The organism is Rhizobium sp. BK181, assembly GCF_014193305.1.
In the GTDB taxonomy this organism is placed as follows: domain Bacteria; phylum Pseudomonadota; class Alphaproteobacteria; order Rhizobiales; family Rhizobiaceae; genus Rhizobium.
In genome coordinates, this window is the sequence record NZ_JACHZA010000027.1 from 14,173 (window position 1) to 25,967 (window position 11,795).

An 11,795-nucleotide genomic window follows, 5' to 3' on the forward strand; every position below is an offset into this window, starting at 1 on the left:
TCAAGGATCATGCTGATTTGTCGGCCTTGTCAGCCATCGCACGATAGGAGACAAGATCGGCGTTTTATCAACTATTATCAAGAACGTTGATCTTCTGTCCCGCTGTCAGCGTCGGCCATTCCTGGCTTGGGAACCTGCCTGAAGGCGCCTCCGACGATCGTCGTGGCCTGTGCATGACCCGGCTATGTCGAACGGGATCTCGTTGGCAAGACCGATCTGATTTTGATGAGGGAAAGTCTCCTCTACACTTGGATGTCCTTTCGATATGACATCAAAGCAGCGGAACTGCAGAGTCGCTGGTTCGGATCCCTCACATCAGGTCCCTCTAGGTGCTACTCTTCCGTGGCCAGGCCGTGAGTGCGATATCGATTAGCCGTTTCAACAGAGCATCGCAGGCGCCGTCCCTGACGCTCCGTCTGCACGCCGCGCAAGCTCTGCTTGAAAAGGCCGGTTGCGCCATCGACCGAGCAATCCAGAACCCGAATGCTGAAACGGTCAGCAAATGAGGAGCGATCAAATTCCCGATTGATCGGCTCCTTGCTTCCACGTGTGATACAAACTCGACATACATTGACGCTAAGTCGGATAAATCATCAACGGCACTTGGTTAAAGTGCCAAAGTTTTCATAAATGCTCACGCGCGACTTGTTAAATGCAGAATCAATCCATACGTTGCATCATGATTAAGTGCTGAAAATTTTCATTGATGATCTGCTAAGTCATAAATCTTTGCATTTTCAGCGCCGCGGGTGCGGCTAAGGAGAGAAAATGGTCGATATTCCAGATTTCATAGTGTCCACAACAGCGACTTCGCTTCAGATTTCGCGGGCAGTGCAAGCTGGCAAGCTTCGGCCCCTCGGTAGTCGATTGTTCACAAGTCATCTCTCGGGTGATCCTGCCGAACTGGTCAGGCGGAATGTATGGAAGATCGTCCCCCTCTATTTTCCTGACGCTGTCATCGTTGATCGCACCGCGCTCGAAATGAAGCCGGCAGGTGACGGAACAGTCTTCCTCGATGCCGGGTCAAAACGGGATGTCGAACTTCCTGGTATCACGCTCCGCGCACGTATAGGTGTCGGGAGGGTGGTAGGCGATTTCCCTATGCGCGATAGTCTTTACTGTTCGTCGCGAGCGCGTGCATTTGTCGAAAACATGGTGTCCTCTCGCGCCCGAACCGGGGTTTCACGGACCGCTTCCCGAGTTGAGATTGAAGAACACCTCACCAAGTATCTTCGTACCAACGGAGAGGCTGGCCTGAATCTTCTGCGTGACCAGATTAAAGACGCAGGCCGCGTCCTCGGTTTGGTCAAGGAGTCCAACGACCTGGATACCATTATCGGTACGCTCCTCGGGACGAGGGACGTCAAGCTTTCGGCACCTTCGGCCATCGCCCATGCAACCGGGATGCCGTTCGATCACAAGAGGGTCGACCTGCTCAACTCAATGTACGACGTACTCAGGGCAAGGGCCCCTCAAAGTCCACGGATCGCTCATCTCAACGGTTCCTCGGCCGTGCACATGGCCTTTTTCGAAGCGTATTTCTCGAACTTTATTGAAGGTACAGAGTTCGAGGTCGAGGAGGCCGAGGATATCATCTTCAACGGGGCGATCCCGCCAGAACGGCCTGCAGACGCTCACGATATACAGGGTACCTTTGCCGTGGTGTCCAACCCAGACGACAACGGTCGAACACCCAAGAATTTCGAAGAATTTCTCGAACTGCTGAAGCAACGTCACCAGAGGATTATGGAAGGGCGTCCCGAAAAGAAGCCTGGAGAATTCAAGTCGTCCGGCAACAAAGCAGGTGCAACCATCTTCGTCAGGCCAGAAGATGTTGTCGGAACCCTACGACAAGGATTCGATATCTACCAACGACTCGAAGCGCCACTGGACCGGGCAATATTCATGATGTTCATGGTCGCGGAGGTTCACCCGTTTGCCGACGGTAACGGCAGGTCAGCACGCATTATGATGAATGCCGAACTGTCAGCAGGGAACGAAGCGCGGATCATCATTCCTACCGTCTACCGCTCGAACTATCTGGAGGGACTTAGGCTGATGAGCAACTACGGAAACCCGGACACTCTTCTCAAAACCCTCGAATTCGGACAGCGCTACTCACACGCAATCGATTGGACGACGCTGCCGGGTGCAATGGCACTTTTGAGCAAGACCAATGCTTTTGTCCTTCCAGAAGTAGGGGACCGCGAAGGCATACGGTTGCGTCTGCCGCGCGCCGATGACTACCACGACAACGACGGTGGTGATGGCACTGGTGGAGCAATGTCCGGAGGACCTGGTTAAAGCCATCGGAGACTTCGCGCCACCTGACCGACTTCCGGGACGATCTGAGGTTTTAAGACTCGATTCCGCCCTGTTGTGAGGTTCGTTCCGTCTGCGTTTGAAGCGCAAGCTGGATTATAAAGGAAAAACAATCACACTTATTCCGCCACGGTCTGAGGCGAGACTGGGTGGCACTGTCTACCTGTCCGCTTGTGACGAAAAGGGCATGATGGTTTCTTACATCCAGTCGAACTATTCGGGCTTCGGCTCGGGAGTTGTCATTCCCGGGACCGGCATCCATCTGCAAAACCGCGGGTTGGGCTTCACCACAGAAAAAGGTCATCCAAATCAGGTTGGACCCGGGAAACGGCCGTTCCATACGATAATCCCAGGCTTCCTGATGAAAGATAATCAGCCGTTGATGAGTTTCGGAGTCATGGGTGGCCCAATGCAGGCTCAGGGGCATGTACAGATGGTCGTGCGTATGATCGCATTCGGGCAGAACCCTCAGACGGCAAGCGACGCTCCACGGTGGCGCTTCGTTTCAGGTCGGGACGTGGCAGTCGAGCACACCATGCCGCAGGCGACGATTGACGGCCTTGTGAGCCGTGGTCACACCATCAGCCGGAATAGTCCCGACAACAGTTTTGCTTTCGGCGGCGCGCAACTTGTTTGCCGGTACCGTGACGGTTACATTGCCGGCTCTGATCATCGCAAGGATGGCGCGGCCTTGGGCCTCTGACTAGCGCTAACGCACGATCCCTTCATCACGACATTCCCGCCGTCCAACAGATCACAAACAGTTACCGCAATCTGTTGTTTTGCCCGCTTCGCACCCCTTCGCAGTATCCACAGGAGTTCGCACAGGCAGGGCAAGGAAACAGCGATCAGCGATGCCTCCCCCAGGAGTATGTCGGCGGCTCGGCAAAGGGTGAACGGCTTTAGAAAGGCTGAAAGAAAAATAGCATGGCTGCCGCTAGAGGGCGGCTTCAGGACGTCGCTTCCTTGCAATTCTGGAACTCTACTCCAGAAATGCTAGGATGGTTGCACGCCGGGGCGTCAACCTCAGCCCATGATCGCGGCAGTGTTCGCCTCGGCGGCGACACCATCAACGTCATGAAAAGCATAGCAAGCTGGCCGATATCTTCCATATCAGTTCAACCACTGCTATCTTAGAGATCTCGCATTTACCTCACGACGGTGCTTGATTTGGGAAGCCAGAGTTCAGGAAGTCGGATAACTAGGCCGCCGCTCTGGATAAAAAGCCGTAAAACGCCCCTCATCGGTCTTCTCTGTTTCGCTGTTGCGGGGAGCCTCGCGCTATCAAGCAATGCACACTTTTGGAGCTATCTCGCTCCACCAAGCGAATATCCTGTCGTTCAAAAGCAGGCACGATTAACGCGGTCGACCGGCGACTTGATTGCCGTGGGTGCCGATGCACGCCCATACGTGTTGAAGGGAACGCGCCTTTTCGATGCTCCGGTTTCTGAACTGACAAGCCAGTTCTCGCGCACATGGCGGATTTCGGGGCCTGAGATTTGCACTGCGTTTCGTGACGCGGGCATCGACACGACGCAATGGCGTGCCGCTTCCATGCGAAGTGTGAACTACGAGTGCTACTTTCAGCGCATTTACGAGCGAGACGAGGTCCGTCCTCTTCGGTCGACGTTTCTGCGTGTTCGAGGGAATCCATCGGGCGATATCACTGAGATCACCGGTAGAATTGTCGGGCCGAACACAGATGATCAGGGGGTGCTTGATCCCTCCCTTATGCGCATCTTCGAGGTCATCGTCGGCCAGGCGGGGTGGGGGGACTTTCAGGAAGCCCTGATCCCGGTCCAGAAACTCGCTGACACCAGATATGAGCGCTTTGGTGCATATTTTGACTTCAGAAGAGAGCCCAGCCAGGAGAACAGTTACAATTTTTCGCTGGTCCTTTCCCAGGCTTCTGACCAGCAGACTCGCACGAGAGCTTATTTCTCCGAGAACCGCTGGCTGATTTATCCAGATGACCAGAGGACACGCCCAGTTCTTCGGTAGTCTCGAACAGATAACTGAAACAGATCTGTAATTGCCTGCTATTTCATGGATGGGCCATCAGCCGACCTTGTGTGCCAACGAAAGCTCTCGCTGATAGGTCCGCCAGCCGCCGTAGTTCGTTATGTCAACTGCTCCGACAAGCGCCAGTGGTTCAACCAGGAACCCCTTTGCGGACGTGCCATCCGACAGCATGATGGTTCCGATGCTCATGGGAGCAGGGATGGCTGCCACGAAGGCACCGAAAGCAGCGGTTGTTAGCTTCCAGACTTCCACTTCGATCTTCCTTCCTTCGCCTTCGCCAACACGTGTCATGCCGGGTTTTAGCGGCACGGTCCCGGTGAGCGCATAAAGCCGGTACGCGCCGGACGTCCATGCGTCGCGAGAGAATTTTCCACCGAGATCGGTAAGCTGATGGTTCAGTGGCATGCCTGACAGGTGTGCGCCGACGACAACGATATCGATCAGGTCCTCACTTTCAGTGTCCGACGCGGGAGGAGCGTAGGGAGGCTGCGACCACTCCGTCGCCCCGAGCCTCATGCCGCTTGCCCGATGAAGATCCCGGGCAACAGTTGCTGCAAGCCCGTCTCGACCGGAGGGAGCAAGCAGCGTCACGCTCGCGGGAAGTCCGTCGGAGCGCGTGCCGGTCGGCACGGCGATACCGCATAGGTCGAGCAGGTTGACGAAGTTCGTATACGTTCCGAGGCGCGAATTCTCGCGGATCGGCTCGGCCTCGATATTGGCGAGCGTAAAATGGGTGGGGGCGGTTGGTACGCAGAGAAGATCGACCGATGCGATCAGCGGAGCGACCTCTTTCTTCAGTTCCTGCAGCGCATAAAATCCGCTGAACGCATCGGCTGCCGAAAGTGTCCTGGCGGCACCATAGATCTTGCGGGTCACCGGATGAAGGCTCTGCTCCTCGGCGTCGAAAAACGGCTTGATGGCGGCATAGCGTTCAGCCACCCAGGCGCCCTCATAGAGCAGGTTGGCGACCCTGTAGAAGGCGCCGAAGGGTATTTCAACCAGCCTGTGGCCAAGTTTTTCCAACGTGGACAGCGCGTTGAAATAGGCCTCTTCCATCACGGCGTCGCCGAAGAATTGCAGCTCGGCTTTCACAGGTACGCCGATGGCGAGGACCGGCGGAACCTTCCCGTAGCCGGTCGCTGCAATGGTCTTGGAATAAGGGTCCGTCTCATCATGTTGGGCGGTGACGCTGAACACGGTCCATGCGTCATCGACCGTGAGTGCGAAGACCGAGACACAGTCGAGTGTGCGACACGCGGGAATGATACCTGTTGTCGAGAGCGCGCCGACACTTGGCTTGAGGCCGACAATATTGTTGAGACCTGCTGGAATACGGCCCGAACCGGCCGTGTCTGTGCCGAGTGCAAAACTGACGATGCCGTGCGCTGTTGCCACGGCCGAACCGGAGGAAGAACCGCCTGGGACCAGTTTCGGATCGATGGCGTTTTTGGGGATCGGATAGGGCGAGCGCACACCAACCAGACCCGTCGCGAACTGGTCGAGATTGGTCTTGCCGATCACCAGCGCGCCGGCGTCCCGCAGCAGGCGGACGATGGTGGCGTCCTGTTCCGGCAGATAGGCATAGTTGGGGCAGGCTGCGGTCGTTGGCATGCCGGCGACATCGATATTGTCCTTCACCGCGAAGGGAATGCCGAACAGCGGTCGTGAGGGATCGAAGCTGCCGAGCCTTTCCGCCTCAGCCAGGAGAAACCTCTTTTCTGCAAGATGAATGAAGATGCCGGGATCGTTCACCGCGGCAATCCGGGCGAAGACCGTTTCGACCATCGCGGCGACACTGCCACCACTGCGATAAAACGCGTGCAACGAGCCAATATCGAAGGCTGGTATCGTCGAATTCATGCTTTTTCCTCTTCCAGTATTGTTACGGGCCGGTCCCACTGAATGAGCACGACACAACCCGTATCGCTCCAGACCGAATGCTCGGTACCGGGCGCATTGACGACGTAACGACCACGGCCGTAGTTGCCTGCCTCGTCTGATTGTACTCCCTCGAGGACCAGAATGGTCTCCAGCCCTTCATGTCGATGATGTGGAACGGAAGCGCCGGCCTCATATTTCAGCAGGGCAACGCCTGGCTGGTCGTCTTCGAAGGGACGGATCCAGTGGATTGTCACGTTTTTCCGGAAGGGGCCGAACTCCAGCTCCTTCCAGCCGTCTGTGGTCAGCAGGTCTAGGGTCGTTTCAGGCATTGGTGATGCTTTCCAGAATGTCATCGACATGGGCCGTCCAGCCAACAATCGCGCCCTGGGCACGGATCATGGCGATGGTGGCCGCCTTGAACTCAGGAAAATAACTCTCCGTCGCCTCCTCGGCGAGCAGGCATTGATAGCCACGATCGTTCGCTTCGCGCATCGTGGTCTGTACGCAGACCTCGGTCGTCACACCCGCGAAAACAAGTTGTTTGATACCCCTCTGCTGCAGCACTTCGCTAAGCTCGGTGTTATAGAAGGCACCCTTGCCGGGCTTTTCGATGATGACTTCCCCCTCGGCGGGAGCGAGTTCGGGCAGGATTGCGGTGCCGGGCTCGCCCGAGATCAGAATGCGACCCATCGGGCCTTCGTCGCCGATGCGGAGTATCGGGCTGCCACGGTCGCGTTTTGCCGGCGGTAGGTCCGAAAGATCGGGCTTGTGGCACTCCATCGTGTGAATGACCGGCAAGCCGGCATTGCGGAAGCCCTGGATGAGCCGTTTGACATCAGGCACGATCCTGGTGATGCGACTGACATCATTGCCGAGGCTGGCGCCAAAGCCGCCGGGTTCGGCGAAATCGCGCTGCATGTCGATGACGATAAGGGCAAGCTGGTCGTGCCTGACCGGGAAGGCGAAGGGTTCTGCCTTGATCTTTGCCATCAGTGATGCCCCGCCATGTGAGCGCCGATCGCGCCGATGTCAGCCGATCGCGCCTCTGTCTCGTAGACCAGCCTGCCTTCAGAAATCACCATGATGCGATCGGACATCTCAAGAAGCTCGTCGAGGTCTTCAGAAAGCAGGAGGACCGCCGTACCGCAATTGCGCGCCTTCATGATGCGGGCACGAATTTCGGCGACGGCCGAGAAATCGAGGCCGAAACAAGGGTTCGAGACGATTAGCAGGGCAACCTCACCGGTCAGTTCGCGCGCGAGAACCGCGCGCTGCACATTGCCGCCCGAAAGTGCCGCGATCGGCGAGGAAGAAGAGGCCGTCTTCACCTTGAAGTCGGAGATCAACGCGGTGGCGCGTTTCCTCATCCACCCCTTGTTAAGCCAGATCGCATCACTGCCGTCTGCCTTCAGGTCGAAGGTGCGAAAGGCGAGGTTTTCGCTGACCGTCATGCGCGGCGCGCAGGCGTTCTGAAGCGGTTCTTCGGGAATGAACCGGACTTTGTTCATGCGAGTCTCGGGACGCGTCGCGCCATAGGCGTCGCCGTTGATGGTAACGCGGCCGCTTTCGGCGGGCCGCTGCCCGGCCAGGATTTCCGTCAGCTCCTTCTGGCCATTGCCGGAAATGCCGGCAATGCCGACGATCTCGCCCGAGCGGACCATCAGATTATCGATCTCGATGGTCTTGAGGCCAGAGCGGTCGGCCGCCTTGACCTTTTCCATCTTGAGGACGGGCTTGGCTATTTCGGAAACCAGAACGCGGGTATCGAGCTCGGCGAGTTTCACATCGCCAATCATCATTGCCGCCATGTCTGATGTGGAGATCTCGCCAACCTTGCCACTGCCGACCAGCTTGCCACGCCGCAGGACCGAGACGGCATCTGCAAACTTTGTCACCTCGTGGAACTTGTGAGAGATCATCAGCACCGTCAGCTCACCGCGCCCGGTCATGTCACGCACGAGGCTGAGCATTTCGTCGGCCTCGGCTGGTGTCAGCACGGATGTCGGCTCATCGAGCACCAGGAAGGAGCGGCCGAGATAGAGCTGCTTGATGATCTCCAGCTTCTGCTTTTGACCCGCGGCCAGTTCGCTGACGGGACGGTCGAGCGGGATCTTGAAGGGCATGCGCTCCATGAACGCGGCAAGGTCCTTCCGTTCCTTTGCCCAGTTGATGACAGTGGGCACTTCGGCGCGGCTGATGACAAGATTTTCGGCGCCTGTCAGCGAGGGAACAAGCGTGAAATGCTGATAGACCATGCCGAGGCCGTAGTTGCTGGCGTCCTTCGGTGAGGCGATCGTCACCTCGTGGCCGTCAACCGAAAGCGAGCCAGAGGTCGCGTGGTAAAAACCCATAATGCATTTGACGAGCGTCGACTTGCCGGCGCCGTTTTCGCCGAGCAGGGCGTGGAAGCTGCCGGCAGGGACCTTGATCGATACATGATCGAGCGCGGTGAAGGCGCCAAAGCGCATCGTCATATCGATTGTGTCAATGCCTATAGCCGTGCCGGGTTGCGGGAGCGGAGTGTCTCGGACTGTCTTCATGGCAGCTGGCTCACGAGCGTTTCGGAGTTGGCGACGGAGCCGAACACGCCGCCCTGCATCTTCACCATCTTGATTGCGGCGAGATGATTGCCGTAATCAGTGGCGCCGCAGCAGTCCTCGATCAACAGGCACTCGAAGCCGCGATCGTTTGCCTCGCGCATCGTCGTATGAACGCAGACATCGGTGGTGATGCCGGTCAGGATGATGTTCTCGATCCGCTTCTGGTTGAGGATAAGCTCCAGATCCGTAGCGCAAAAGGAACCCTTGCCAGGTTTGTCGATGATCGTCTCTCCCTCGATCGGCTTCAACTCATCGATAATGTCCCACCCCGGTTCTCCACGAACGAGGATGCGGCCGCAGGGGCCGGCGTCACCGATCCCGGCGTTGATGCGCTGCGAGCGCCAGCGCTTGTTGGCGGGCAGATCCGCGAGATCAGGCCGATGGCCCTCGCGGGTGTGGATGACGTGGTAGCCCTTGGCGCGCATGGCCGAAAGAACTCGTTTGATCGGCTCGATCGGCGCGCGCACCAGCGAGAGGTCATAGCCCATGTGATCGACATAGCCGCCCGGACCGCAGAAATCGGTCTGCATGTCGATGATGATGAGTGCCGTGTTGTCGGGTCTCAGCGCGCCGTTGTAGGGCCAGGCATAAGGATCGGCATTGATGTAGTGTCCCTTCATTTCGACCATCGCATCCATTGTCTTCTCCTATTCACCTGCAAGTTTGAGGGTTTCGCCAAGGCGGCGCACCCGGGTGCCGCGCCTGGGTGCCGAAGCCGCGGGATGCGCCGTCGACGACCTTCTGATCGTCTCCCCCGTCAACTGATCGCTGACGAAAACGAAGCTGCGCATGCCGGCATACGGGGCGTAACCGGCGCCGCCATCAAGGACGACGTAATCGCGGCGGGGAAAATGGGAGGCGCCCTGACCTGACGTGTTGAGACTGCAGAAACCATTCACGGCAATCCTCTATTTCGTGAGCGACAACGCGCCGGGGGCTCCGGCAAGCGAGCGGGTCGGCGAGGACGTGGCAATCAGGATGGCGAGCGTCAGAACGTAGGGCGCTGCGTAGAACAGGTAGTAGCCCTTTGTGACGCCGACCGACTGCAGGGCAGGGCCAAGCGCACCCGCTCCGCCGAAGAGAAGTGCGGCCAGAAAGCAGCCGATCGGGTTCCAGCGCGCGAAGATTACCAGCGCCACCGCCATCAGGCCCTGCCCGGAAGAGATCCCTTCGTTCCAGGAGCCTGGGTAATAGAGCGAGAGATAGGCACCGCCGACGGCGGCGAGGGATCCGCCTACACCGGTCGCCAGCAACCGGACACGCTCCGGATTGATCCCCATCGCTTTCGCCGCATCAGTGCTGTCGCCAACCACACGCAGGACGAGACCGATCCGGGTGTTTTTGAACGCCCACCACAAGAAGAGCGCAAGCAGGCCGCCAAGGATGAACAGCACGTTGATGTTCAGGGCCGCCTGAACCTGTGGAAGATTTGACCAGGCGCCAAGCGGGATCGACGGCAGATGAGGGGCTGCCGGCTGGATGAACGGCTTACCAAGAAAGAACGCCAGTCCGAGGCCGAATTGCATCATGGCGATGCCGATCGCGATGTCGTTGACCTTGGGCCACTTGCAGATCCATCCGTGCAGCAGACCGAAGATCGCGCCGGTCCCCATCGCCGCCAAAACGCCGAGCCATGGCGAACCGCTGAGCACGGCGAGTGCGTAGGCCGTCATGGCGCCGAAGACGAGCGTGCCCTCAAGCCCGAGATTGATGCGGCCGGAGCGTTCGGTGATGGTTTCGCCAAGGCTGACGAAGATGAAGGGTGTCGAGACGCGGATCGCGCCTGCAAGGATCGCGAGGGGGACGCCCCAGATTCCAATGCCGCTTGCTTCCATCATGAGCGCCTTTTCCAGAGGTCGGGATTGAAGATCTTGAAGCGACCGTAAAAGGTCTCGCAAAACAGGATTACGACGAAGAGCGTTCCCTGCAGCACCAGCACGGTCGCGTCGGGCAAGCCCATCCGGCGCTGGATCAGCCCACCGGATGCGTCTATGCCGCCAAGCAGGATGGCGACCGGAATGATTGCCAGCGGATTGTGGCGCGCCAGGAAGGCGACGAGGATGCCGGTATAGCCATAGCCCGCGGCAAGCGAGGCATTGGCGCTGCCCTGGACAGCTGCAACCTCGATCATGCCAGCCAGACCGGCAAAGCTGCCGGCGATTGCCGTGAAACCGACGATCAGGCGGCCGACAGGCAACCCCTGGATCTGGGCCGCGCGAACGTTGCCGCCGGCGATACGCGCCGCAAAGCCATAGCTCGTGATCTCGATCAGCACCCATGAGACGATGCAGGCGACGACACCGATGGCGAGCCCCCAATGCACGTCCATTCCGGGGATCTTGCCGAGCATATCTTGCGCGGGAAGGGGAGCTGTGGAGGGTTTGTTAAGGCTCGCCGGATCGCGCAGTGGCCCTTCCACGAGCTGGTTCATCAGCGCGATGGCGATATAGGCGAGGAGTAGCGAGGAAATCGTCTCGTTGACACCGCGGTAGTGTCGCAGGAACCCTGCAAAACCAATCCAGATGCCGCCGACGATCATCGCTACCGCCGCCATCAGAACCAGGAGGAGGAGGGCAGGTAATGTTCCGACAAACGGCACGGCCGCGGCCGCAGCCGCAACGCCCCCCAATACCACTGCGCCCTCGCCGCCGATGATGACGAGCCCCAAGCGGGCCGGCAAGGCGACGCAGAGCGCTGTCAGAAGCAGCGGGGCGGCCCGACTGAGGCTGTTCTGGATCGAGAACCAACTGCCGAAGCCGCCCGTGTACATCAGTTGGAACAAGGTGGCCGGCGATTTGCCGATCACCAGAATGAAGAGGGAGAAGAACGCCAGTCCGATCAGAATTGCACCGAAGCTGATAACAACAGGTTCCGCGCGCCGTGCGAGCCATTCGAAGATGTGTCTGATTACGGACGGTCGATCGGAAGCGATCGCTATTGCAGACGTGTTTGCCTCGACTGTCATGGCGT

At 58.5% G+C, this 11,795-nt stretch carries 11 protein-coding genes and 1 pseudogene; 3 read left to right on the plus strand and 9 right to left on the minus strand.

Annotated elements, in window-relative coordinates; all coding sequences use genetic code 11:
• The first annotated feature begins 768 nt into the window (after positions 1-768).
• A complete protein-coding gene (locus tag FHT77_RS29380; protein ID WP_183758973.1) occupies positions 769-2,304 on the plus strand; it encodes a Fic family protein in 1,536 nt (511 codons plus the stop codon).
• Positions 2,305-2,401: 97 nt separating this feature from the next.
• Positions 2,402-3,025 carry a gamma-glutamyltransferase gene (locus FHT77_RS29385; RefSeq protein ID WP_246712792.1) on the plus strand — a complete coding sequence of 208 codons (624 nt, stop codon included), beginning with the start codon at positions 2,402-2,404 and terminating at the stop codon, positions 3,023-3,025.
• 2 nt (positions 3,026-3,027) lie between these two features.
• On the opposite strand, the pseudogene FHT77_RS31805 reads toward FHT77_RS29385, so the two are convergent.
• Positions 3,028-3,207, minus strand: a pseudogene (locus FHT77_RS31805) (VapC toxin family PIN domain ribonuclease); the annotation flags it as partial.
• A 276-nt stretch (positions 3,208-3,483) separates the two neighbouring features.
• Between FHT77_RS31805 and FHT77_RS32370 the strand changes: the two are divergent.
• Entirely contained in the window at positions 3,484-4,323 is an 840-nt protein-coding gene (locus FHT77_RS32370; protein WP_259131229.1) for a DUF6030 family protein, read from the plus strand.
• A 57-nt stretch (positions 4,324-4,380) separates the two neighbouring features.
• On the opposite strand, the gene atzF is transcribed toward FHT77_RS32370, so the two are convergent.
• From atzF to FHT77_RS29425, 8 genes are read right to left on the minus strand one after another with little or no spacing between them, the layout of a single operon-like run.
• The gene (gene atzF / locus FHT77_RS29390) at positions 4,381-6,204 is read right to left on the minus strand and encodes an allophanate hydrolase (RefSeq protein WP_183758975.1); all 1,824 of its coding nucleotides are present in this window, start codon (positions 6,202-6,204) and stop codon (positions 4,381-4,383) included.
• Positions 6,201-6,554, minus strand: coding sequence for a cupin domain-containing protein (locus tag FHT77_RS29395; RefSeq protein ID WP_183758977.1), 354 nt, complete (start codon positions 6,552-6,554; stop codon positions 6,201-6,203). Before FHT77_RS29395 ends, atzF begins: the two co-directional genes overlap by 4 nt.
• Positions 6,547-7,215, minus strand: coding sequence for a cysteine hydrolase family protein (locus tag FHT77_RS29400; protein ID WP_183758979.1), 669 nt, complete (start codon positions 7,213-7,215; stop codon positions 6,547-6,549). Before FHT77_RS29400 ends, FHT77_RS29395 begins: the two co-directional genes overlap by 8 nt.
• Positions 7,215-8,765 (minus strand): ABC transporter ATP-binding protein, encoded by a 1,551-nt coding sequence (locus tag FHT77_RS29405; protein WP_183758981.1) that lies wholly within the window; start codon positions 8,763-8,765, stop codon positions 7,215-7,217. Before FHT77_RS29405 ends, FHT77_RS29400 begins: the two co-directional genes overlap by 1 nt.
• Positions 8,762-9,463 (minus strand): cysteine hydrolase family protein, encoded by a 702-nt coding sequence (locus FHT77_RS29410; RefSeq protein ID WP_183758983.1) that lies wholly within the window; start codon positions 9,461-9,463, stop codon positions 8,762-8,764. Before FHT77_RS29410 ends, FHT77_RS29405 begins: the two co-directional genes overlap by 4 nt.
• Positions 9,464-9,472: 9 nt before the next feature.
• Positions 9,473-9,724 (minus strand): hypothetical protein, encoded by a 252-nt coding sequence (locus FHT77_RS29415; RefSeq protein WP_183758985.1) that lies wholly within the window; start codon positions 9,722-9,724, stop codon positions 9,473-9,475.
• A gap of 9 nt (positions 9,725-9,733) precedes the next feature.
• Complete coding sequence (locus FHT77_RS29420; RefSeq protein WP_183759042.1) at positions 9,734-10,660, minus strand: ABC transporter permease; 927 nt, start codon at positions 10,658-10,660, stop codon at positions 9,734-9,736.
• Positions 10,660-11,790 carry an ABC transporter permease gene (locus FHT77_RS29425; protein WP_183758988.1) on the minus strand — a complete coding sequence of 377 codons (1,131 nt, stop codon included), beginning with the start codon at positions 11,788-11,790 and terminating at the stop codon, positions 10,660-10,662. The genes FHT77_RS29420 and FHT77_RS29425 overlap by 1 nt, the downstream gene beginning before the upstream one ends.
• Positions 11,791-11,795 lie beyond the last annotated feature (5 nt).

Excerpts from the sequence above, each read along its gene's own strand:
- FHT77_RS29380 (WP_183758973.1), top strand. The coding sequence starts at position 769 with ATGGTCGATATTCCAGATTTCATAGTGTCCACAACAGCGACTTCGCTT.
- atzF (WP_183758975.1), bottom strand. The coding sequence starts at position 6,204 with ATGAATTCGACGATACCAGCCTTCGATATTGGCTCGTTGCACGCGTTT.
- FHT77_RS29395 (WP_183758977.1), bottom strand. The coding sequence starts at position 6,554 with ATGCCTGAAACGACCCTAGACCTGCTGACCACAGACGGCTGGAAGGAG.
- FHT77_RS29400 (WP_183758979.1), bottom strand. The coding sequence starts at position 7,215 with ATGGCAAAGATCAAGGCAGAACCCTTCGCCTTCCCGGTCAGGCACGAC.
- FHT77_RS29405 (WP_183758981.1), bottom strand. The coding sequence starts at position 8,765 with ATGAAGACAGTCCGAGACACTCCGCTCCCGCAACCCGGCACGGCTATA.
- FHT77_RS29410 (WP_183758983.1), bottom strand. The coding sequence starts at position 9,463 with ATGGATGCGATGGTCGAAATGAAGGGACACTACATCAATGCCGATCCT.
- FHT77_RS29420 (WP_183759042.1), bottom strand. The coding sequence starts at position 10,660 with ATGGAAGCAAGCGGCATTGGAATCTGGGGCGTCCCCCTCGCGATCCTT.
- FHT77_RS29425 (WP_183758988.1), bottom strand. The coding sequence starts at position 11,790 with ATGACAGTCGAGGCAAACACGTCTGCAATAGCGATCGCTTCCGATCGA.